Source organism: Clostridium saccharobutylicum DSM 13864, from assembly GCF_000473995.1.
Taxonomy (GTDB): Bacteria; Bacillota; Clostridia; order Clostridiales; family Clostridiaceae; genus Clostridium; species Clostridium saccharobutylicum.
The window spans coordinates 2,892,675-2,916,220 of sequence record NC_022571.1 but is presented as its reverse complement, the minus strand read 5'-3'; the positions used below and the strand labels follow the sequence as shown (position 1 = coordinate 2,916,220).

At 27.7% G+C, this 23,546-nt stretch carries 18 protein-coding genes and 1 pseudogene; 16 read left to right on the top strand and 3 right to left on the bottom strand.

Annotated elements, in window-relative coordinates; genetic code table 11:
- The first annotated feature begins 153 nt into the window (after positions 1 to 153).
- Positions 154 to 1,062, top strand: coding sequence for a DUF5780 domain-containing protein (locus tag CLSA_RS12470; RefSeq protein ID WP_022746704.1), 909 nt, complete (start codon positions 154 to 156; stop codon positions 1,060 to 1,062).
- A 348-nt stretch (positions 1,063 to 1,410) separates the two neighbouring features.
- Complete coding sequence (locus tag CLSA_RS24330; protein WP_022746703.1) at positions 1,411 to 2,238, top strand: methyl-accepting chemotaxis protein; 828 nt, start codon at positions 1,411 to 1,413, stop codon at positions 2,236 to 2,238.
- A gap of 150 nt (positions 2,239 to 2,388) precedes the next feature.
- Here the strand turns inward: CLSA_RS24330 and CLSA_RS12460 are convergent, their stop codons facing one another.
- A complete protein-coding gene (locus CLSA_RS12460; protein WP_022746702.1) occupies positions 2,389 to 4,002 on the bottom strand; it encodes a Na/Pi cotransporter family protein in 1,614 nt (537 codons plus the stop codon).
- A gap of 394 nt (positions 4,003 to 4,396) precedes the next feature.
- Between CLSA_RS12460 and CLSA_RS12455 the strand changes: the two genes are divergently transcribed.
- The 9 genes from CLSA_RS12455 to CLSA_RS12420 all read left to right on the top strand — a co-directional run bounded on the left by CLSA_RS12455 (position 4,397) and on the right by CLSA_RS12420 (position 13,814).
- Complete coding sequence (locus CLSA_RS12455; RefSeq protein WP_022746701.1) at positions 4,397 to 6,136, top strand: FapA family protein; 1,740 nt, start codon at positions 4,397 to 4,399, stop codon at positions 6,134 to 6,136.
- A 195-nt stretch (positions 6,137 to 6,331) separates the two neighbouring features.
- Positions 6,332 to 6,718 carry a hypothetical protein gene (locus tag CLSA_RS12450; protein ID WP_022746700.1) on the top strand — a complete coding sequence of 129 codons (387 nt, stop codon included), beginning with the start codon at positions 6,332 to 6,334 and terminating at the stop codon, positions 6,716 to 6,718.
- 60 nt (positions 6,719 to 6,778) lie between these two features.
- On the top strand, positions 6,779 to 8,536 hold the full coding sequence (locus CLSA_RS12445; RefSeq protein ID WP_022746699.1) for a helicase-related protein: 1,758 nt from the start codon (positions 6,779 to 6,781) through the stop codon (positions 8,534 to 8,536).
- A 304-nt stretch (positions 8,537 to 8,840) separates the two neighbouring features.
- On the top strand, positions 8,841 to 9,932 hold the full coding sequence (locus CLSA_RS12440) for a ribose-phosphate pyrophosphokinase (protein ID WP_022746698.1): 1,092 nt from the start codon (positions 8,841 to 8,843) through the stop codon (positions 9,930 to 9,932).
- A gap of 496 nt (positions 9,933 to 10,428) precedes the next feature.
- Positions 10,429 to 11,424 (top strand): C40 family peptidase, encoded by a 996-nt coding sequence (locus tag CLSA_RS12435; protein ID WP_140395268.1) that lies wholly within the window; start codon positions 10,429 to 10,431, stop codon positions 11,422 to 11,424.
- Between the two features lie 100 nt (positions 11,425 to 11,524).
- Positions 11,525 to 11,680 (top strand): hypothetical protein, encoded by a 156-nt coding sequence (locus CLSA_RS23125; RefSeq protein ID WP_155738345.1) that lies wholly within the window; start codon positions 11,525 to 11,527, stop codon positions 11,678 to 11,680.
- Between the two features lie 403 nt (positions 11,681 to 12,083).
- Positions 12,084 to 12,290, top strand: a complete 207-nt coding sequence (locus tag CLSA_RS12430) for a hypothetical protein (protein ID WP_022746695.1) — start codon at positions 12,084 to 12,086, stop codon at positions 12,288 to 12,290.
- A 161-nt stretch (positions 12,291 to 12,451) separates the two neighbouring features.
- Positions 12,452 to 12,697, top strand: coding sequence for a phage holin (locus CLSA_RS12425; protein ID WP_236903242.1), 246 nt, complete (start codon positions 12,452 to 12,454; stop codon positions 12,695 to 12,697).
- Positions 12,698 to 12,779: 82 nt separating this feature from the next.
- Complete coding sequence (locus CLSA_RS12420; RefSeq protein ID WP_022746693.1) at positions 12,780 to 13,814, top strand: GH25 family lysozyme; 1,035 nt, start codon at positions 12,780 to 12,782, stop codon at positions 13,812 to 13,814.
- Between the two features lie 99 nt (positions 13,815 to 13,913).
- On the opposite strand, the gene CLSA_RS12415 is transcribed toward CLSA_RS12420, so the two are convergent.
- Positions 13,914 to 15,785 (bottom strand): sensor histidine kinase, encoded by a 1,872-nt coding sequence (locus CLSA_RS12415; RefSeq protein ID WP_022746692.1) that lies wholly within the window; start codon positions 15,783 to 15,785, stop codon positions 13,914 to 13,916.
- Between the two features lie 216 nt (positions 15,786 to 16,001).
- The gene (locus CLSA_RS12410; protein WP_022746691.1) at positions 16,002 to 16,790 is read right to left on the bottom strand and encodes a histidinol-phosphatase HisJ family protein; all 789 of its coding nucleotides are present in this window, start codon (positions 16,788 to 16,790) and stop codon (positions 16,002 to 16,004) included.
- Positions 16,791 to 17,303: 513 nt separating this feature from the next.
- Between CLSA_RS12410 and CLSA_RS12405 the strand changes: the two genes are divergently transcribed.
- The 5 genes and pseudogenes from CLSA_RS12405 to CLSA_RS12385 all read left to right on the top strand — a co-directional run bounded on the left by CLSA_RS12405 (position 17,304) and on the right by CLSA_RS12385 (position 23,204).
- Positions 17,304 to 18,320 carry a cytochrome b5 domain-containing protein gene (locus CLSA_RS12405; protein ID WP_022746690.1) on the top strand — a complete coding sequence of 339 codons (1,017 nt, stop codon included), beginning with the start codon at positions 17,304 to 17,306 and terminating at the stop codon, positions 18,318 to 18,320.
- A gap of 315 nt (positions 18,321 to 18,635) precedes the next feature.
- Positions 18,636 to 19,625 (top strand): flavodoxin family protein, encoded by a 990-nt coding sequence (locus CLSA_RS12400; protein WP_022746689.1) that lies wholly within the window; start codon positions 18,636 to 18,638, stop codon positions 19,623 to 19,625.
- 102 nt (positions 19,626 to 19,727) lie between these two features.
- Entirely contained in the window at positions 19,728 to 20,297 is a 570-nt protein-coding gene (locus CLSA_RS12395; protein WP_022746688.1) for a TetR/AcrR family transcriptional regulator, read from the top strand.
- 113 nt (positions 20,298 to 20,410) lie between these two features.
- Positions 20,411 to 21,832 (top strand): DHA2 family efflux MFS transporter permease subunit, encoded by a 1,422-nt coding sequence (locus CLSA_RS12390; protein WP_022746687.1) that lies wholly within the window; start codon positions 20,411 to 20,413, stop codon positions 21,830 to 21,832.
- Between the two features lie 133 nt (positions 21,833 to 21,965).
- Positions 21,966 to 23,204 (top strand): annotated as a pseudogene (locus tag CLSA_RS12385) (IS256 family transposase).
- Positions 23,205 to 23,546 lie beyond the last annotated feature (342 nt).

The window sequence follows — 23,546 nt, the reverse complement described above, 5'->3', positions numbered from 1 at the left end:
ATCAATATTGAATTACTTAATGTTTTTATATTTAATTATATGGCCAATATTTAGTAAATATTACTGGTTGGTATTATTACTTCTTGGATGGTTACAGCTTAATTCATTAATGTTATAATTTATAATAAGATAACAGACTAGGAGGAACAAACTTTGAAGAATTCAAAGAAGTTAATTCTTATTATTTTTTTAGTGACTACGTTGACGACAGGATTAGTAGGTTGTAAAACAAATCTTGAAAAAATACAGGATAATTTAAATAAAGATGATTATAGTGATGCATTCAATCAAATTAGAAGAGTTAGCACGGATGAAGACAAATCAAAATTAATGGACATGCTCAATAATAAAGTTAATGATATTAAAGAGCAATTTATGAATGGGCAGATAGATGGTACATTAGCAATATCTAATTTACAAAAATTCAAAAATATAAAGGGGATGGAGGATACAATAAGCAATTATATAAAGGAAATTAATGCTTTAATGGATTCTCAAAAAGGATTTGCCGATGGACAAAGAGGTGAAAAAGAGAAAGATTACGCAACTGCTCTTGAAGGGTATAGCAATGTTATATCATCAGATAGTGAACATTATGAAATAGCTCAAGCTAAGTTTAAAGAACTTAGCAATACTGTAGAAGCTGAATCTCTAGCGACTATTGAGAAAACAAAAATACATGTAAATAATACTTCAAATAAAAATTTATATCCAGACCAAATGCAAGTTATTATGAATAATAAATCGCAAAAAATTATAACAAAATTTACTGTTGGAATTTTAGGATATGATGAAAATGGTAATCCTATTGAGATAAAGAATACACAAAATGATTATACAGGTTATGAATTTATAGGTGCTGGCGAAAATATTAGTATTATGCCAGGAGAGGCTTGGGGAGAACAATATGGATGGAATCTTGCAAGTGATAACAAGATAAAAACAATATTAGCATGTGTAAAGACTTTAGAATTTAAGGATGGCTCAAAATGGGAAAATCCTTTATATAATATATGGCTACAGGAACATAAAGAAAAAAATAACAAGTCCAAAATGTCATAATCATTTTTTGAATGTGCCTTATCATAAGTAATGAATTTTAATAAGATAATACGCTAGAAGGGAAGAATTGCTTTCTTAATTGGTCGTATTATTTTTTATTTTATAATGCTAAATATCAATTTAGATAGTAACTTTTTTGTTTGGTTTTATCTAAATAGAAAAATATATAAACTTTAATTTTTAGGCATTATAACCAATAAAAAATGTAAATGAAAGTAGTAAATTCAAAATATTGTTTTTTAATTTGGGCGAAAATGCAATATAATTAGAATCGTGTCAAAAAAACATAAATGGAAGTACTTGACAATGTGCTTTTGATATTGTATATGCAGAAAAGGTGGAATAAAAATGTTAAGAGAAAATTTGAAAAACAATCAGTTAAGTGGTATTTATGATGCAATTCAATATATAGATACTTTTTTTGATAAGGATATAGAAATAATGCTAACAGATAGAGAAAAGGTATTGTACTATAAAGGAAGTAAAGAGATAGATTTTAAGATAAAAAAAGGAGACCCAATTGGGGAATTTGTTAGAGATGCTATGAATAAAGGTGAAACTGTAATTGAAGAGATTCCTAAAGAATTTTTAGGTGTAGCATTTAAGTCATACATGATTCCAATAAAAGAAGAGGGTAAAGTAATAGGTTCAATAGCAATTGGGAAAAGTCTTTCAAAGAAAAATTCTGTAACTGGTATTACAGAAAATTTAATAAAAGCAGTTTCACAAATATCATCAGGAATAAATGATATTTCAGCAAGTTTTCAAGAATTAGCGAGCATGAATACAGAAATACTTATGAAAACTAATGCTGCTAATGAAATGACCTCTCATACTGATGAGATAGTTGGATTCATAAAAGGAATTTCATCTCAAACAAACCTTTTAGGATTAAATGCAGCTATTGAGGCAGCAAGAGCTGGTGAACAAGGAAAGGGATTTAATGTAGTTGCAAAAGAGATAAGAAAATTATCTAATGAATCCAGCCAATCTATAGGTAAAATTGAAACTGTTATAAAAGATATATCAAGTTCAATAAAGATTATAAATGAAAAAGTATCGAATGTAGATAATGTATCAGAAAAGCAATTAACAGCATTAGAGAAAATAGTAGAATCTATTGAAAATTTAAATTCTACTGCTAAATTACTAGGTCAATTATCAGAAGAGTTATAAGAGCTAATAATAGAAGTTTAGGATAACCTATTGTAATTTTAAATTATATAATTTTAAATAAACTAAATGCATATGTGTGAAACTTTTTTAAGTTTATGAAACACATATGCATTTAGTTTTATATGATTTTAACGAAGGGGAGTTTTGGCTTTAATTTAGATGAATATCCGCAACACTTTCTGCGATATTAGTTGAATGATCTCCAATTCTTTCAAAGGCAGTTATTAGGTCTAAAAAAATAGCACCTGCAAAAGCATTACATTTTCCATCATATAATCTTTGAATATGTTTTTCTCTATAACTTTTTTGATAAGAATTAATTTTTGCTTCAACTTGCGTAATAGTCTTAGCGATAGAAGCATCTTTAGATATATAAGAGTTTATTGAAATATTTAAAGCCTCAATAACTAAATTATATATTTTATATAATTCATTTATGGCATCACCACTGTATTTAAGCTTTCTAGTATTTTTTTCAACAGCTAAATCAACTATGTTTTTAGCGTGATCCCCAATTCTTTCAATATCAATTATTATATGAAATGTTGATGCTACTAATACTTTTTCTTTATCCGATAAATCACATTTTGCTAGTTTTACTAAGTATGTAGTTATGCTTTCATCAAGCAAATTAATTATTTTTTCATTTTCATATACTTTGTTTATTAATAATTCATCACCTGATACAAATGCTTTCATTGATAATTCAACATTATGCTTAGCTTTGTTAGCCATTCTGATAGTTTCCTTTATAGCTTGACCAACTGCTATAACGGGTGCTTCTAATACTCTATCATCAATATATTTAGGGCCAGCTTTTTCAATTTGGTCCTCTCCAGGAATTATTTTATTGGCCAATTTTATTATATAGTTACTAAAAGGCAATAATAAAATAGCATTAACTAGATTAAAAATAGTATGAGCATTGGCTATTTGTCGAGTGACATCCAAACTTGTATTTTGCACTAAATCATCTAAAGTATTTAAAAAAGGTATAAAGATTATTGTTCCTGCAAAATTAAAAATTAAATGTAAGATTGCAGCTTTATGTGCAGTTTTATTAGTTCCGATGGAAGCAAGTGATGTAGTTATACATGTTCCTATATTACAACCTAAAAGTATTGATATTGCAAGATTAATACTTATTGATCCAGTTGTAGATAAAGCCATTAACATGCCAGTGGTCGCTAATGAACTTTGGAGTAAAGCCGTAATTGAAAGCCCTAATATTATTCCTATAAACCAATTATTATCAATAGCTACTAATAACTCATTAAAAATAACAGAGGATGATATAGGTTGCATTGATAGGCTCATAATACCCATTCCCATAAATAATAATCCAAAACCAAGAATTATATTTCCAATTTCTTTTCTTTGTTTAGCTTTAGAAAACATAACTAAGATTGTTCCTATGAAAATAAAAATAGGAGCTATCTGATCAAATTTAAATGATATTAATTGTACTGTTACTGTAGTACCTATATTAGCACCCATAATAATCTCAAGTGCCTGAGATAAACTCATAAGTCCAGCATTGACAAATCCTACAACCATTACTGTAGTGGTACTGCTATTTTGAATTATTGCTGTAACAAGCGCTCCAACAGTTAGTCCCATTAATCGATTGCTTGCTAATTTTTCAAGAATAATTTTAAGATTTTCTCCGGCTACGTTTTCCAATCCATCGCCCATTAATTTCATGCCGTAAAGAAATAAACCTAACCCACCCATTAATTCAATAGTAATTTTTATAGTGTCCACAATTTTTCCCCTTTTGTATAATATATTTTATAGTCTATTTTAACGTATTTTTTCTGTAATGTTAACATTTGTGATAAAGATTTAACTTAAATATAATATATTGTTTCTATTTAGATGATTTTAGCAGTAATTTGATACTGAATAAACGTTTACTAATAATATTAAAGTTTCATGTGTAATTAATAAACCAAAGTTGACATAAAATTCTATAGTAATTTATAATACAAAATAAGAGCATTGTATAAATGAATACAATAATTATTATAGAAATTTGGGGAATAGAGATATTAATGTTTTTAGTATCTCTATAAATATTTTAATATTAAATTATTATATAAGTAACAATCAAGAAGCTAATATGATTTTTAAGATTAGTAAGTAAGGGGAATTTAATATGGAATTAGCTACAGGAGCAAAAGTTATTAATGGAAAAATAATAGTAACTGATGGGGATAATCAAGAATTAATTACAATAAAAGCTTTAAATCATATAAATTTATTCATTAATAATAAACCTTGTGAAATTAATCAGGCATATGAGATTAATTCGCTAGACACGATAACGTATACTTGCAATAAAATACCTTCGAAAAGGGAAATTAATGTTATAATTTCAGAAGATAAAATGAGAGCAAACATGACTGTAGTATATACACCAGAAATTCAATATAAGTTAAAGGATAGAGAGTGTTTTTTAAATCTAGCTTTAGCGACTGAAATAGAGTATCAAAAACAACCAGAACCTTTTTCAACTTTAGAATTGCGTCAAATATTAAAAGAAAATGGGGTGAAATTTGGAATTAAAGAAAAAGCATTAGAAAAACTACGGGAAGGTTGTGTAGAAGAAATTCTTGTTGCAGAAGGCGAAATTCCCGTAAAAGATAAACAAAGTGAATTAAAATTATTTTTCACCCCTACACAAATGTTTTTCCCAGATTGTGATTCTGATGAAAAAATTGATTATAAAAACTTATTTAGAATTTCAAATGTTAGTAAGGGAGATAAAATAGCAGAAATAATTCCTGAAGTTATAGGCACTGATGGAATAGACGTATGTGGAAATATAGTAGAAAGAGAATATGTTAGAAAAATACCAATTAATATTAAAAGCGGGTGTATTGTAGAAGAAAATAATATAACAGCAACAATCAATGGAAAGGCTCATGTTCTTAATAGAAATATTAGTGTAAATCCTGTCCATACAGTAGAAAGCGTAAATATGGAGAGTTGTAATATTAATTTTTATGGAGATATTGAAGTATACAATAGTGTTGATGATAATATGTCTGTTAGTGCAGGTGGCTCTTTAGATGTAAGTGAAAATATTAACACATCTAACGTAGTTACTGGTGGGGAAATAAATATATTAGGAAATGCACTTAATTCTAAAATTTTAGCAGGGCAATATGATATGGCAAAAAAGGAGTATTGTGATATCCTAATTAAATATAAAAATATTATAAATAGATTAATATATGTCTCTGAAACTACTAATTTGAAGAAGAAAAATTTAGTGTTTGGAGAATTTATAAAAAACACTGCGGAAGAAATGCAGATAAATCTTGCAAAAATATCGTTGGATGTAATCTCGAGGGGGATAAAAAATAAAATCAAAGATGATAGAATGGCAAGATTTATTAAGGATAATTTATTAGGTTATAATATTTTAAATTTAAAATCTAGTGAAGATTTAGTTAAATTCAGAAATATGTTAGAAAATGATATAGATTATTATGATAAAAATATAATAATTCCACTAGATATACGAATAAGTTATTGTCAAGATTGTGATATAAAATCTACAGGCAATGTTATAATATGCGGTCAAGGACAGTATACTTCTAAGATAACAGCAATGCAGGATATATTATTTACCAAATCTAATTCTGTTGCAAGAGGTGGAAAATTATCTGCAGGAAGAAATATTAGTTTGGGTATAGTTGGAAGTAAAGCTTGCGTACCTACAGTGTTAGAGGTTCCTAAAAGTGGTAAGATAAGTGCAATGCTAGCTTATCAAAATACAATATTTTGTTTTGGGAAATCTAAGATGATTTTAGATGAAGTTATGGAAAATATACATGTATTATATAATGAAGAGAAAAGAAGAATTGAAGTCAGAAAGTCTGGACTATAATATTAATTATATAAAAATATTGATGAAAATTTAAGAAATATTGTATAATGTTAGTAGGAGCATTAGAGTATACTTGAGTTTTGATTATATTTGTAAAAAATCTATTTGTAAGAAAAGAATATTATTAATAAAAGTATTAATGGTGCAATTAACACACAAAATATATTGAAAAATTAAAATACAGGAGAAAATATTATGATGAATTTTACTGGGTGTACATTGTTAATTAAGGATGATTTTGGGAACATATTGGTATTGAAAAAGAAAGTTAAAAAGGGACAAAAAGAAATATGGTCGTTACTTACTCAAAAAATAAAAGGAAAAGAAAGTTATGAAAAATGCATAAATAAATCTGTAAATAAGATTTTAAAAACAATTGTCTTTGATCTAAAGCAATTTAATGAATATGCTATAGATTCAGAAAACAATGAAGGAATTAAGGTATATTTAGGAGACTTAAAGGGAAAATTTGTATTAGATAAAAGTTATGATGAAGCTAAATGGATAAACAAAAATGATTTAGATGGTTATGAATTTGATGAAATAGATAAGAAAATTATTGTAGATTATTATAATTTATAAATAAAATATAACTTTTTGAATTAAACAGCGTTATCGTTTTTATTTAAAGGAGGGTAATAAATGAAGAAGAATGCAGCACAAAGGGAATTTAAAAAATTTAAAAGTCAAATAAATCAAATAGAAGAAATAGTAGAACATTCAAAGCCAGGAGCCCTTTTAGAGCATGAAAGTGCCATAAGAAAAAAAATGATAAAGCTTAAAGAATTAAAAAATGAAGGACTAAGAGAGTTTAATGATGTATGTGAGAGATATGAAGAATTATTAGAATATACGTCAAAGAGAATTCTTAATGAGTATAATAAAAAGAATAATACAGAATTTGATTTTTATGATGTTGTAAGAGGTAATTATAATAGTTTTTTGAATCAAGGAATAATGACATTACTTACAAAGCATGTCATACCTAAATTAATTGCTAATGAGTTTGAAAAGAACTTTCCAGAAAATCCGAAAGATGAGTATATTGCTGCAAGGCGAATGAAAAGAAAGTTTTATATTCATTTAGGAGATACCAATACCGGAAAAACTTATAATGCAATTCAACGTCTTAAAACTGCAAGAAATGGAGTATATTTATCTCCACTTAGAATTTTAGCTTTAGAAAATTTTGAGAAATTAAATAATGAAGGAATAGTATGTAATTTATCAACAGGTGAAGAGGAAGTAATTAAGCCAGGTGCTACTCATACGTCATGTACTATAGAAAAGGTTAATCTTAAAGAGCATTATGATATAGCTGTTATTGATGAAATACAAATGATAAGTGATACGTTTAGAGGAATGGCATGGAGTAAGTCTGTACTTGGTCTTCAATGTAATGAAATTCATATATGTGGAGCTCTTAATTCAAAATATATATTAGAAAAGATGATTAGTGATTGTAATGATGAATATGAAATTAAAGAATATAAGAGAGCAATTCCTCTAGAAGTCGAAGATAAAAATTTTTCGTATAACGATGTACAAGATGGAGATGCAATCGTAGTATTTTCAAAGAAAAGAGTTTTAGAAATAGCCCAAGAATATTCAAATAGAGGAATTAAAACAAGTATAATATATGGAGATTTACCACCAGAAGTTAGAAAAATGCAATATGAACAATTTGTAAAAAAAGAGACAAAAGTTCTTGTGACTACAGATGCTATAGGAATGGGAGTAAATTTACCTATTAGAAGAATTATATTCATGAGTATACGAAAATTTGATGGTGAAGAAGTTAGAGAGTTAACTTCACAAGAGATAAAACAAGTAGGCGGTCGTGCAGGTAGACAAGGAATATATGAAGTTGGATATATTGCAGGAGTAGGTGGAAGTGCAGAGTTTATTAAATCAAAGCTAGAAGCAAAAGACCAAGTTATAAGAGAAGCAGTAATTGGTCCATCAGAAGCTATACTTAACATAAAAAGTTTACCTTTAAATGAGAAACTTGCTCTTTGGAGTACACGAGAAGAGAAATTAGACTATTATACTAAAATGGATGTAAGTGAGTATATTTTGATATTAGATAAAATAAAAAAATATAAACTTAGTGAAGAAGATCAATGGGATTTGCTAAAAGTTCCTTTTGATGTAAGCCGAGATGAACTTATGCAAACATTCTTAGATTATGTTGATGAATTATTTATAAATAAACAAGAAGAGTTATTTATTCCACAATGTTTTAATGGCAATTTAGATGATTTGGAAATTTATTATCAGAAAATAAATATGTATTATTCATTTTCTAAGATATTTAATTTGAAGTTTAATGTAGAATGGGTTTATGAAGAAAGATTAAAAGTGAGCGAAGCTATAAATGAAATTCTTAAAAGGATTTAATTTAATGCATATGAAAGAAAATAACAAGTCAAAAATGTCATGATTTTTTCATCAGGTAAGAAATCAAATTTGTCTCATAGTAAGTCTATTAGAGGAATCTGGTAAAATAAAAATGATGAAAAATAAGCTCGGCATATGGACTTGTTATTTTTTGAATGTGCCTAAAATAATATTATCAGACAATTCCAAAAATATAATAATATATTTATAAATTTTAAATTATAGTATATACTAGTAAGTAGTTTAGTATATCTATATTAAATTAACTACGTAATCTTTTAATTAACCATGAGGGGGAAGACCGATGAACGAATTAAATCATGATCTTGGAATAATAGCATTAGAAAGCTGCGCAACTTTAGGAAATGCAATTGACAAGTATATCCAAGAACAAAGAAATACTACAGAATCATTTTTAATACCACTAGACGAAATAAGATTCGCAAATGGTGAAGGAAAAGTAAAAATTTCTGAAACTGTAAGAGGAAGAGACATATATATATTATGCGATGTTGGTAATTATAGCTGCACATATACTATGTTTGGATTCGAGCATCACAAGGGACCGGATGAACATTTTCAAGATATAAAGAGAACAGTAGCTGCCATAAGAGGTAAAGCTGCAAGAATAACAGTAATCATGCCACTTCTATATGAATCAAGACAACACAGACGTAAAGGTAGAGAATCTTTGGACTGTGCTTTAGCGCTTCAAGAGCTTGAAAGATTAGGTGTAGATGAAATTATCACATTTGATGTTCATGATCCTAACATCCAAAATGCAATCCCATTATTATCTTTTGAAAACATATATCCAACTTATGATATAGTAAAGGCACTTGTGTGTAATGAAAAATCATTAGAATTAGATAAAGAAAAGTTACTTGTAATAAGTCCAGATACTGGAGCTATGGATAGAGCAATTTACTATTCAAGTGCTTTAGGAGTTGATGTTGGATTATTCTATAAGAGAAGAGATCATTCAACAATAGTTAATGGTAAAAATCCTATAGTACAACATGAATATATGGGAAGAGACGTAGAAGGAAAAGATGTTTTAATTGTTGATGATATGATAGCATCAGGAGAATCTGTTCTTGATATAGCAAAAGAATTGAAAAATAGAAATGCTAGAAATGTATATGTAGCAGCAACATTTACATTCTTTACAGAAGGTCTTGATAAGTTTAATAAATTCTATGAAGATGGAATAATATCAAGAATATATTCTACTAATCTAACATACATATCACAAGAATTAAATGATGCAAAATGGTTTGAAGCTGTTGATATGTCGGAATTCTCAGCAAGAATAATCAATAGATTAAATCATGGTAAATCTATTGCTAAATATTTAGATGCTACAAGAATAATACATACTTTATTAAACAAATAATATACATTTAATAATTATTTAATAGTGTTTTTAAAAATAATATATACTATATATAAGTATATATTTGAATTATAAAAACCTGCTTTAAATTTAATAAAAAATTTAAAGCAGGTTTTTTATAATTTAGTGAATTTTATATTTAATGAAGCTAAATTATATTAACTTGCTTTAATTTTTATTTAGCACTAATGTATGTAAATACAACTAAAAATTAAATCTTAATAAAATTGTAAAAAATAAAAGATAATATTGTATTATAATGTATTTAGTGGTACAAATAAATTAAGCTAGCACTACTAACAAAAGAAGTTATTTAAAGATAACTTAATGCATATAATCAATTTTATATAATATACATAGTTAAAGTGAATAAGGTAAAAATCAAGAGTTAACAATATAAGATAATATGAATCATAGTAAATATAAAAATAAAATGATGCGTGTATGAAGTTGATAATGAAGAATATGCAATAAGCGACTAAAGGAGAATATTATGATGAAGAAAAAATATATAACTACAATAGTAGCGACTTTGCTGTTTTTGACAAGTGTAACTAGTGCATTGCCAGCATATGCAGAGCCTAGCGAACCAACGTTAGAACAAGTTGAACAAAATATACAAGAATGTGATAGTAAAATTGAAGATAATATGACTAAGCTTAATGATTATAAAGATCAAATTGAGAAAAAAGAAAAAGAGATAAAGGATAATGAAGATAAGTTAGCTTTAGCACAACAAGATATAGAAGATAAGGACAAGCAACTGTCAGATAGATTGAAATTAATTCAAACTAATGGAGGAATTGCAGCAACGCCAATGAAATATATTGATGCAGTATTTTCATCAGAAGATGTTTTACAAGCTACACAAAAGGTTTATTTAATTTCTAAGATATGTGAAAGTGATAATAATCTTGTAAATCAAGCAAAAAAGTCTAAAGAAAATCTTGAAAATATTAAAGTTAATATAGAAAAAGAAAATGATGAACTTCAAAAAAGTAAAGATGAGGTTGAAAAAGAGATTAAAGATTTAGAGGATCAAAAGCAAGATCTTTTAAAATATGTACAAGATCATAGTGAATTATTAAATACAGAAACAAGCGATACAGTTCCAGTAACATTACCTTCTGATATTTCAGATAAGGCTAAGACGATAATATTGGAATCAGAAAAATATTTAGGAGTTCCTTATCTATGGGGCGGTACAAGCCCACAGGGATTTGACTGTTCTGGACTTATGCAGTATGTATTTAATTCTCAAGGAATAAGTATACCAAGAACATCTCAGGAGCAACAAAGTTTTGCGACAACTGTAACGATAGCTGAAATTAAACCGGGAGATTTAGTATTTAATAATCCTACTGATGCTACGCATGTAGGAATGTATATTGGAAATGATATGTATATTCAAGCACCTCATACAGGAGATGTAGTTAAAATTTCTAAGCTTTCAACTTCAAATATGAAATATTTTGGAAGGGTTTTAAATTAGGAATTTATAGAGTTGAAATGACTCTTAAAATAGATAATTGATAAAAAATACTGTTCGCATTATTTGAATAAAATTTTAAATGATGAGGATGGTATTTTTTATGAAAAAATGTAAATTTATCACTGCTGAGAATTCAGAATTAACTCTTGAAAATAAAAAAATGACTTATTGTGGTGTAATAAGTCATTTGAAAATGGTACAAAAATATGGACAATATTATATATTTGTTGCAATTACATATTCTCATAATTCTTAAATTAAATAAATACTTTTTCTTCTAAACGTACAAAATCATGCATAAACAGAATATTTTTAAAAGTGATATCAGAGTCTATAGTTATTAAGTATGATGGGAAGTAAGAATGTTACATGAACATGATTATTTTTCTATATTCTTTTTTGATATAATAAATAAAAATTATTAAGTGATATTGAATATTTTATAATAATATGTTAATATTGATTTAGACATAATACCCAGTATAACCTAGTAAAATATTATTTCTTGGGTTACAAAGATTTATACCCCTTCCCCAAAATACAACCAAGAAAAATATAATAAACATCTTAATTGATAAGGTAATAAGGAAAAACTTTATTACCTTATTATATGTGTTTTATAAAATAATATTATATGTAAATGGAGTGGCTAATTAAACATGGATAAATATACTTTTGAATTATTAAGAGATATAGATTTGCAAATTGAACAAAATAAAGTTAATGAATGGAATATAGTAAAAAACATTTTTACTAATGCTATTAAGAAAAAAGGTTTGAGTGTAGATCAAGTCAATGAAATAAATAAGAAAATATTAAAAGAAATTGAAAAAGGTAATAATATAGATAAGGGTAGTAGAGAGTAGAAATACTGTTTACTGCCCTTATTTTTTCTTTTTTACAGTACATATGTTACTCAAGATGTTTTGCAAAGATTAGTTAAAATATAAATATTACTATAATTTTTATAGTAGCCATTAAGGATACTTTTGCATAATATGTAGTACAAAAGAAAAGAAGGTGAACCATGGAGATGTTAAATATTGATTTAAAAGCAAGATTGAAAAATAAAGCATTTTGGGTTTCAATGGTTAGTGCTATAGCATTATTAGTTCAACAATTAGGTTTACAACTTCCTAGTGATTATTCAGCAGTCGTAAATGCTATTTTAACAATTTTAACAATGTCTGGAATAATAGTAGATACAAGTACACCAGGAATAAGTGATCAAACTACTACATCAACAAATTCTACAGAAAATAAAACTAAATAATTTTAAGATTGTTAGTTTGATAAATAGTAATTAAGTAGCCATTTTGGCTACTTTTTAATAATATAAGAAAGGAAGGAATCAGATGTCATATATAAAGGGAATAGATATATCAAATAATAATGGAAGTATAGATTTTAGTAGAGTTGCAGATGATGGAGTGAAATATGTTTATGTGAAAGCAACTGAAGGTGCTACTTTTAAAGATAGCGCAATGAAAACTTTCTATAATCAATGTAAAGCAAATAATTTAAAAGTAGGAGCATATCATTTTTTAGTTGGAAGCAGTACACCAGAAGCACAGGCACAAAATTTTTATGGAAAAATAAAAGATTATGATTGGGATTTGATTCCTATGATGGATGTAGAAACTAATTTTTCAGGTTTATCAAATTATGTTAGAAGATTTATATCAACATTTAAACAATTAAGTCCACTAGAATTGGGGATTTATAGCTATACTAGCTTTATAGATTATTTAACAGATGCAGAAGAAACAATAAAAGATATGCCTTTCTGGGAAGCAAATTATAATGATGATCCTTGGAATTTACATTCCAATTTCTTTACAAATAGAGTAGGACATCAATATACTGAAAATGGTTCTATTAGTGGAATAAGTGAAGGATGTGATGTTAATTTATTTACCGAAGGTGTATTATTAGATAATGCTATTATAGCAGGACAATGGATTATACAGAATGGAAAGTGGTGGTACAAGCATATAAATGGAAGTTATACTAAAAATGGATGGGAAAAGATTGATGGTTTATGGTATCTATTCGATAATGAAGGATGGATGCTTTATGATTGGAAAAAGGAAGGAAATAATTGGTACTATTTAGGACGCTCAGATGATGGTTCAATGAAATCAGGATGGTTATTACAAGATAATAAATGGTATTATCTCGGAGATTTAAATGATGGATCTATCAAAACAGGGTGGCAAAAAATTAATGATAAATGGTATTACTTTGACTCTAATGGAGTTATGCAAACTGGATGGATAAGTGACAATGGTAAAGATTATTGCTTATATTCAAATGGTTCTATGATTCACGATTGTGAGATGTATGGGTACAGATTTGATAGCAATGGAGTTGCAACTAAATTAAGCTAAGTTTTTAGGGTATAGGAGCTAATCATATACCCTTTTATGTTTTTAAATATTAAGCTAATGTTTAAAAACATAAAAGGGTATATAATTGATTACTTGTAATTAATCATATATATCAGAAAATTCTATATTAATCATTTCTATGCTTGTTTGCGTGTTTAAATTTTCATCTAATATAGTTTTTTCATTGGAAGGTAAAACACTAATTGGGAATTCCATTATAAATTCACTACCTTCACCATAAGTACTAATAAGTTTAATATTACCCTTATGAAGTTCAACAAGAGATTTTACAAGTGATAAACCTATACCACTTCCTTCTCGATTTCTTGAAAGTGATTTATCCACTTGAATAAATCTTTTAAAAATATATTCCTGCTTATCAAGGGGAATACCAGTTCCGTTATCTTTTACAGATACTATTATACTGGAACCTTTATCATGAATATTTATTAGTATATTTCCACCAGATGGGGTAAACTTAATTGCGTTGGAAAGAAGATTAAGTATAATTCTTTCAATCTTATCGGCATCGCAAGCCATTATTTTTTCTTCAACATCTGTATCAAATATAATCTCTAAACCTTTGTTTTTGGCATAATCAGTTACTGATAAAGTTATATCTTCTATAATTTCTATAATATTTTCATTTTTTAAATTAAGTTTATAATATTGAGTTTCTATTTTTGTGAGATCAATTAAATTATTAACTAGTCTTAACAATCTGTAGCAGTTCTGTTTCATAATATGATAATATTTTGTTACTTTTTCTTTAGTATTATCATTAAAGTGATTTACTCCCATTAAATTCAGTAATTGAAGAGTGCTAAGCATTACATTTAATGGAGTTCTAAATTCATGAGATAAATTTGCAAAAAATTCAGTTTTGAGTTTATCATATTCTGCAGCTCTGTCCAATAATTTGCTTTGCTCTATAATTTTATTTTTTAGATTCTCGGATTTTTTATGTTCAGAAATATCCCTGATTACACTTAATATGCATAAGTTTCCTTTATATTCAATAGGCTCAGAATATATATTAACTGTTATGACATTACCGTTATATTGTATTAGTTTTTCTTCAATTAAAGGTACCGAGGTTCTAGTAGTAATCACTTTTTTAAATCTATTAGCTATAATATTGCTATAGTCATCATGTATAATACCAATATCAAATACATTTTTACCAATTATATTTTTAAAATTTTTAAGATGAAGCATTTTCTCGACGCCTCTATTGATAAACAGTATGTCGTAGTTTTGATCCATAATAAATACACATTCGTAAATACTATCCAAAATATATAAAAGTTGTTCTTTTTTATTTTCGATAAAATTTTTTGTTGTTTCTAGTTTTGTATATTTTTCGTCGATGGAAACTTCAGGTTTAAGCATTCTTTCTGCTCTTTCACATTCTAATTTCCATTCTAAGAGTATTTTTTCTATAAACATATTAAAGTAATCTAATCCTATAAAAAATGAATCATAAGGTATATGTGTATAAGAGGACAATTGGACAAGTTTATTTAGATTTTCTTTACTTATCCCAGTATCTAAAAGTCTAATTTTTTTTCTTGTTTTGAGAAAACTAAGATTATAATCGTTCACTTCTAAGTTAGAAAGCATACCTGATGTTATAATACATAGGTTTTCATTTATAAAATTAGAAATTATATCCTTATTAATAAACATATCGAAACAATGTTCAAATATATGTATTTTACAATTTTCATTATCAGTAACAATATTCTTTATGTTAGAACAACAACTCCCACCTATAATAATTGTTTTACTACATTTTTTTTGGCATCTTTCAATTGTTTCTGTTAAAGAGTTATTTTGATTAGATTTGCTCAAATTACATTTAGAAGAGAAAGGAAAAACCTCTATATTATTTATATTATTTCTTTTTATTATGCAGTTAATTTCTTCAATAAAATTTCCACAGATAACTATGCCTAAGTTATTTTCCATATTAAATCACCCAATCTAAAAAGTATTACAATGTCCATATTTATCCAATATATCTATATTATAATACTTTTTTGGATAATTTTCCATGCAATATTTGTATAAATTAATTGCTGTGCGCAAAATATGTTATAAGTTACATTGAAACAATTCATCATACAATAAGTACATGATTAAAAAATACCTAGACATTATTATTAGATGCCTAAGTATTTTAGCTTATAAAAGTATGCCATTCATTTTTCTCTTATCAAAAGTGAATACATATTTAAATCCTATATCTTTTAGTAAATCATAAACATAGCTAATTCCATCACCAACTCTATCACAGGAATGGGCATCAGAACCGACTGTTAAAATTTCACCATTCAAATCTTTATACATTTGTAGTATTTCTAACTTTGGAAATAGTAGGTTATTAGATAAGCCAGAAGTGTTTATTTCTATTCCCTTGCCTCTAGAAATTATTGTCTTTAAAATAGCATATATGTAATCTTTATAGTCATCTAAGTTATATATTCCTCCAGATTTAAAAGCATAACGTTGAACAATGTCAAGATGTCCAAGTATATCAAAATCCCCCATTTTAGCATAGTTAAGAATTTCTTTAAAATAAGCTTCATATGTATAATTAACACCATTTTCTGAAATGTTTTTTCTAAAACCTTCACCATTAAGATTATGTATTGAACCTATAATAAAATCAATATCATGCTCTTTAAAGTAGTTATCAAAATCTTTCTTATAAAGAGGATATTCTCCTGTCTCGAGTCCTTGCTTTATAAGAATTTTTCCATAATATTTCTGAGAAAGTTTTTTTATCTCACTTTCATAATCTTTAAAATCAAAGAATTTGTAACTATTATCTTTAGGATCAAAGCTAATATGCTCAGTTAAACATATTTCATTTAAGTTCATTGAAATAGATTTAATTACAATATCTTCAATTGTTTGATTAGCATCAAAAGAATATGTTGAATGTATGTGGTAATCACTTAAATATCTCATTTGTAATTTATCATCTCCATTAATATTAGTATTTTTTAATATCTATTCTGTTACTGTAAATAAAAACTAAAATATTATATTATAGAAATTATAGATGTAAAAATCATTTATATAATAACTTGAAATTATTTAGCATATATAACTATATAATTATTAAAAAGTATAGTCAAGTTATAATATAGTTAATAAAATTAATGATATAAATTGACATTAATCTTCAGTATAGCTTTCAATTTATATAACTATAAATTGAAAGATAGTTCATGAAGAATAAGAGAAAAATAATTTATATAAGTTCTAAAAGATTTTATTTATAAATTTTAAGTCTCAGCAAAGCAAGTACAGAGCAATGTTTATTATTTATGAATTTTAATAATTAGAGCTTATATATAAGATCTTTCTTATTATTAATTATATTAATAAACTAATACATGAATACTTTATAGTAGAAATATGCATTTTTATAGCTCTAGATTCATACATTTTATATATAGAAATACATGTGAGGTATAAATGTCTATTTATTTTGATTTCAAAACCATTAGAGAACTTGTAGATAATGAACAATATAGAGAACAAAAAAAATTTACTTTAGATGAATTATCACAGTATGATGGAAGTAATGGAAAACCAGCGTATGTGTCTGTGAATGGAATAGTCTATGATGTGAGCAAAGAAGGCTCTTGGAGCGGAGGAACACACCATGGTATTTTTGCTGGTAAAGATTTAACAAACCAATTAAATTCTTGTCATGGTATGGCTGAAATTCTTGATAATGCACCTATAGTAGGAATACTTTCGGATAACTATGATGTGAATGATTTCTTCATGTCCATGAACAGGCAAGCAAAGCAAGATACATCAAAATTTACTCCAGATGATTGGATTAGGTATATTACTCCATTAGTCAGTTATGCTTTAAGAGAAAGTAATCAAAGTACCATGGGTACACAGGGAAGTACCATGGGTACACAGGGAACTGACATGCAACGTTTATATCAGAGGATTACTTTGATGGGAGTGCTTGTTGGATTAGGAAAAACTCCTCAAGAAGCAATTAACCAAGTTCAAAATTGGCAAAATAGTGGTGCATCTCAATTGCTAAAAGGTGGCATGGGAACAACTACTGGAGGTGGCATGGGAACAACTACCGGAGGTGGCATGGGAACAACTACCGGAGGTGGCATGGGAACAACTACTGGAGGTGGCATGGGAACAACTACCGGAGGTGGCATGGGAACAACTACCGGAGGTGGCATGGGAACAACTACCGGAGGTGGCACAGGAACAACTACTGGAGGTTCTACAGGTACTGGTGGCTTTGGTCCAGGAAGCGGAATGGGTGCAGGTGGTTTTGGTACAGGCACTGGTGGCTTTGGTTCAGGAAGCGGAATGGGCGCCGGAGGCTTCGGTACAGGTACTGGTAGTTTTGGCTCAGGAAGCGGAATGGGTACAGGAGGAAGCACAGGCACAAATACAAGAAATGGGAGTAGTACTGTAAATAAAAGAAATAGATTGTACTACGAGTAAATTAAGCTTATTATAGGATGTGAATTTATATTCATATCCTTTTTTATATACAGAAAATTAAACAATAATATTATAAAAATGTTTTTAAAGTGAAATGCAACAAGTAAAATCGTCGTTAATTTTTTATATAAGTTATATATGGTAGTTTATTTCATTAAGTATATAACTTAATTGATAACGAGTACATATGTTAAGAAAATTAGTTTTTTTGATCTAAAGGTAAAAATAACTTATTAGAATACAAATAAATTGATATAATTCAAAAAGTGAGTAAAAACAATATTCATAAATATATTATATGTAAGGAGAAATTATATGAAAATATTAGGATTAACATGTGGAAGAAAAATGAGTAATTCAGAAATTCTTGTTAAGGAAGCTTTAATGGGAACGGAAGAATTAGGTGCAGAGGTAGAATTAGTAAGATTAAATGATTTGAATATTAAACCTTGTACAGGCTGTAACGCATGTGTCGTAAGTTTGCTTGGAAAATCAAGTTCTGGAGAATGTATTATTAAGGATGATGATTTTGCATTCATTGAAGAAAAGATTATGGAATGTGACGGATTAATTCTTGGATCACCAATTTATGAAAAAGGACCTACTGGATTATTAAAGATTTTAGCTGATAGAATGGGACCATCTCATGATGTAGCATTTAGACTTATTTCTAAAAAGAATCGTGAAGAAAAAGGAATAACTACTGGAACTCCAGTTGATGAAAGATCTTTTAAGACAAGAGTAGCATCACTTATAGCTGTTGGAGGAAGTGAATGGGATAACCTGGCTCTTCCATTAATGCATTTATCACTTATATCAACTCATATGGATGTTGTAGATAAAATATTAGTTAACTGGACAGGCCTTCCAGGAAGTGTAGCATTTAATGATGATGCATTAGCTAAAGCAAGAAAATCAGGACGTCATGTAGCAAAATGTCTATTAGAACAAACAGATAGAACTTTATCTGATAACAAAAAGAAACCAGAATTTATAGGAGAACCAGGAATTTGTCCTCTTTGTCATTCAAAACTTATAGAAATAAGAAATGAAGATAAGAATTATCCAGCAGTATGTGCTGTTTGTGGAGTCAAAGGAACTTTAAATGTAATAAATAATAAAGTTAAATTTGAAATTTCAGAAGAAGATAAGGTTCATTCACATGTAATGCTTTCAGGAAAATTTGAGCATGGTGATGAGTTAAATGATATTGCATTAAAGCCAAATCCTAAAGCTAGTGAATTACCTAAAATGTTAGAAAAATATAAAAACTATTTATCATATTCTAAACCAGAAAATAAATAGAAAATCTTTAATAGATTTTGTTAGTATTGAAACTAACAGTGTTTAGTCATATAATTTAAAATATAGACCAGTCACTATAATAAGTTTGGAAGGTATAAGCTCATGAGAAATAATACAAATGCAAAAGAGAAATTTATTGAAACTGCATATAAACTTTTTGAAGTTAAGGGATACAATGCAACTGGATTAAATGAAATTTTAAAAGAGAGCGGAGCTCCAAAAGGTTCATTATATTATCATTTTCCAAATGGGAAAGAAGAACTTGCTTTAGAATCAATAAAATTAGCAGGTGAAAAAATAACTACCAACTTAAAAAAAAATATAGATGTTTTTGAAAATCCCATTGATGGTATTGTCTTTAATATCAATAAACTTGCAGAAATAATAGATAATAATAAAAAAATGCATGATATGTCTATAAGTTTAGTAGCTTTGGAGACATATAATTCTAGTGAAGTTTTAAGGAATGCTTGTGAAAAAGTTTTTAAAACAATACAGAATATATATATTAAAAAGTTAATTGATTTTGGAATTAGCGAAAAAAGAGCTGAAGATATAGCAATATTGATATTGACTATGATGGAAGGCGCTATTACTGTTAGCTTGACTATAAGGAATGGTGAAACTTTAAGAAGACTTGGCAAGCAAATACCAATATTAATAAGAGAGTAGAAATCTACTAATAGTTATCTTAAAAAGATTAAATACTAAAAAAATAATGTTTTAAGATGATTTATTTGGTTGGAATTTATTATGTAGACTGGTCTAATAAACGGAGGAAATAAATGAAACAAAAAAACAAAGTAAACGCAACAGCAATTATATCAATATTAGTATTCAGTGCATTTATAGCCACATTTAATGAAACTATATTAAATGTAGCGTTATCAGGAATAATGAAAGAGATGAATGTTACAGCTGGAACTGTTCAATGGTTAATTACAGCTTATATGATAGTAACATCTGTTATGGTACCAGTAACGGCATTTCTTATTCAAACGTTTAAAACTAAACAATTATTTTTAAGTGCATTAGGGTTATTGTTAGTAGGAACAATATGTGCAGCATGCTCAGGATCATTTATTATGTTGCTAATTTCAAGAATGATACAGGCATCAGGAACAGGTATGATGATACCAATTATGATGAATACAGTATTATTAGTATCTCCAAAAGAAAAGATAGGCTCATCAATGGCAATATGTGTATGTGCAATTTCACTTGGGCCTGCATTTGGACCAACAGTATCAGGTATCATATTACAATATTTTAGCTGGCATACATTATTTATAATCCTAATTCCAGTTATAGCATTGGCTATGGTAGCAGGAAAATTAGTATTGGCAGATGTAGCAGAAATTACAAAGCCTAAAATAGATTATTTATCAATTATTCTTTCAACGATAGGATTAGGTTCTATAATATATGGAATAAGTAGTATTAGCGGAAGTGATGTTAAAATTACAATATTAAGCTTTGCAATAGGAATAATCTGCATGATAATATTTGTGAAACGTCAAATTATTTTAAACGAGCCTATGCTAAATTTATCTCCGTTTAAATACCCAAAATTCGTAATGGGTGTATTATTAGTAATGGTATCGATGATGATTATGTTTACTATGAATGTAATGTTGCCAATGTTTATGGAAGGATCACTTGGAACAACAAGTTTCATAGCAGCACTTGCATTATTACCAGCTATAATCTGTAATGGGATTGCTACAGCAATAGGTGGAAAAATCTATGATAAGTGCGGTGTAAAATTGTTAGTACCAGCTGGAGTTGGAATAATAGCTATATTTGTATTTGTTTTAGCTAATTGTAGCAGTGAAACATCATTGATTAAAATAATAATAGCTTACATATGTGTTTGCGTAGGTGTTGGATTTACTATGTCACCATGTCAAACACATTCATTAAATCAATTACCAAAAGAATATTATCCTCATGGAGTGGCAATAGTAAATACACTTCAACAAGTGTCAGCAGCAATAGGGTCATCACTTTTTATGGGAATAATGTCAGCAGTTCAACTTAAAACTTTAGCAGCTCAACATGTATCAAATGAAGTTGCAGTAGCCACAGGATTTTCAAGTGCAACAATGGTGGCATTTGGAATTGCTATAGTTGGATTGATTTTATCATTTGTTTTTGGAAAGGATAAAAAATCTTTAAAAAGCAAAGAACAAACAATTTTAGAATAGAATATTTTAATAAGAAAATATTAATAGGGACAGTAGATAGTTTTGTGTAAAAAACAAAACTATCTACTGTTTTTTTACATAATCAGTTGGTAGTTTTGGAATAATATACATAAAGAATAAAGGAGGAATATGTATGTCAAAACCAATTGATGATGACTTTGATTACAAAGCTGAGGTAAAGAAATGTAAGACTATCGATGATGTCATGGGTAAAAATGGTTTAATTCAAAGATTAGTTAAAGATGTGTTAGAAAATATTTTAGAAGGTGAAATGGAAGAACACCTTGGAAGAAATAAATATCAAAGAGCAGAAACTAATGATTCTACAAAAAAGAATTATCGAAATGGATATAGTACCAAAAATCTTAGAAGTTCCTTCGGTGACGTCGATTTAGACGTACCAAGAGATAGGAATGCTGAATTTGAGCCACAAATTATAAAGAAATACGAAACTGTGTGTACAGAATTAGATAAAAAGGTGATTTCTCTTTACGCAAAAGGAATGACCACAAGTGATATTCAAGCAGAAATAGAGGACTTATATGGAATAACAATATCACCTTCTATGGTATCTAGAATTACAGATAAAGTTATGGAAAGTGCTGTTGAGTGGCAAAATAGATCACTAGATAAAGTTTAGCCAATAGTGTATTTGGATGGTATGTATTTCAAGGTGCGAAGCAATGGAAAGATTATGAATAAAGCTGTTTATATATGCTTAGGATACAACATGCAAGGATACAAAGAAATTTTAGGAAGTTGGGTAGATGAAGCTGAGGGTGCTAAGTTTTGGTTAAAGATATGCACTGATCTTAAAAATAGAGGCGTACGAGAAATCCTTATAGCATGTATGGACGGATTAAAGGGGTTACCAGAAGCCATTAAAACTGTATTTCCATCAGTTAACATTCAAACATGTATTGTTCACCAAATAAGAAACTCAGTTAAGTATATAGCATCAAAAGATAAGAAAGAATTTATTAAAGATTTAAAATGTGTTTATAAGGCTTCAACTGAGGAACTTGCGCTAGCGCAGCTCGATAATTTAAAGGATAAGTGGGGAGATAAATATGCTATTGTAATAGATTCGTGGTATAACAATTGGAGTCACCTATCAACATTCTTCACTTTCTCTCCTGAAATAAGAAAAATGATATATACAACTAATACGCTTGAAGGATTTAACAGACAAATACGTAAGTATACTAAATCAAGAACTGTATTTCCAACCGATGAATCTTTAAGTAAATGTGTTTATCTAGCTACTATGGAAATTATAGAAAAGTGGACTCAACCAACACCAAATTGGGGTCGTACTTTAGCAGAATTATCAATAGTATTTGAAGAACAATTAAATGATGAATTAGCTTAATAGCTTGTACTTTTTGCTAAACTTTATGTATAATATCTGATTTTTCACTAATACTATAAATGGATATAAAACATATTTTTAGCATTTACTAAAAATAAAAAAATATTACTGGACCATAAAATTTCCAGTAATATTTAAATAACAAATATACTAATAACACAAAATTATCTAGAGTCCCTATTAATAAGGCCACTAATATCATGAAGCAAGTTATTTCATGAAAGTATGGGCATTTTATTTCTTAAAAATATGTTTTTAAGTATGGTGAAAAGATCGAAGTAATAATTATAAATTATTAGATAGAATAAAAGGAGCACTTCATTTCTGAAGTGCTCCTTTTTG

What these genes read in the sequence shown, in the direction of transcription:
- CLSA_RS24330 (WP_022746703.1), top strand. Translation starts at nt 1,411, where the DNA reads ATGTTAAGAGAAAATTTGAAAAACAATCAGTTAAGTGGTATTTATGAT.
- CLSA_RS12455 (WP_022746701.1), top strand. Translation starts at nt 4,397, where the DNA reads ATGGAATTAGCTACAGGAGCAAAAGTTATTAATGGAAAAATAATAGTA.
- CLSA_RS12450 (WP_022746700.1), top strand. Translation starts at nt 6,332, where the DNA reads ATGATGAATTTTACTGGGTGTACATTGTTAATTAAGGATGATTTTGGG.
- CLSA_RS12445 (WP_022746699.1), top strand. Translation starts at nt 6,779, where the DNA reads ATGAAGAAGAATGCAGCACAAAGGGAATTTAAAAAATTTAAAAGTCAA.
- CLSA_RS12440 (WP_022746698.1), top strand. Translation starts at nt 8,841, where the DNA reads ATGAACGAATTAAATCATGATCTTGGAATAATAGCATTAGAAAGCTGC.
- CLSA_RS12435 (WP_140395268.1), top strand. Translation starts at nt 10,429, where the DNA reads ATGAAGAAAAAATATATAACTACAATAGTAGCGACTTTGCTGTTTTTG.
- CLSA_RS23125 (WP_155738345.1), top strand. Translation starts at nt 11,525, where the DNA reads ATGAAAAAATGTAAATTTATCACTGCTGAGAATTCAGAATTAACTCTT.
- CLSA_RS12430 (WP_022746695.1), top strand. Translation starts at nt 12,084, where the DNA reads ATGGATAAATATACTTTTGAATTATTAAGAGATATAGATTTGCAAATT.
- CLSA_RS12425 (WP_236903242.1), top strand. Translation starts at nt 12,452, where the DNA reads ATGGAGATGTTAAATATTGATTTAAAAGCAAGATTGAAAAATAAAGCA.
- CLSA_RS12420 (WP_022746693.1), top strand. Translation starts at nt 12,780, where the DNA reads ATGTCATATATAAAGGGAATAGATATATCAAATAATAATGGAAGTATA.
- CLSA_RS12415 (WP_022746692.1), bottom strand. Translation starts at nt 15,785, where the DNA reads ATGGAAAATAACTTAGGCATAGTTATCTGTGGAAATTTTATTGAAGAA.
- CLSA_RS12410 (WP_022746691.1), bottom strand. Translation starts at nt 16,790, where the DNA reads ATGAGATATTTAAGTGATTACCACATACATTCAACATATTCTTTTGAT.
- CLSA_RS12405 (WP_022746690.1), top strand. Translation starts at nt 17,304, where the DNA reads ATGTCTATTTATTTTGATTTCAAAACCATTAGAGAACTTGTAGATAAT.
- CLSA_RS12400 (WP_022746689.1), top strand. Translation starts at nt 18,636, where the DNA reads ATGAAAATATTAGGATTAACATGTGGAAGAAAAATGAGTAATTCAGAA.
- CLSA_RS12395 (WP_022746688.1), top strand. Translation starts at nt 19,728, where the DNA reads ATGAGAAATAATACAAATGCAAAAGAGAAATTTATTGAAACTGCATAT.
- CLSA_RS12390 (WP_022746687.1), top strand. Translation starts at nt 20,411, where the DNA reads ATGAAACAAAAAAACAAAGTAAACGCAACAGCAATTATATCAATATTA.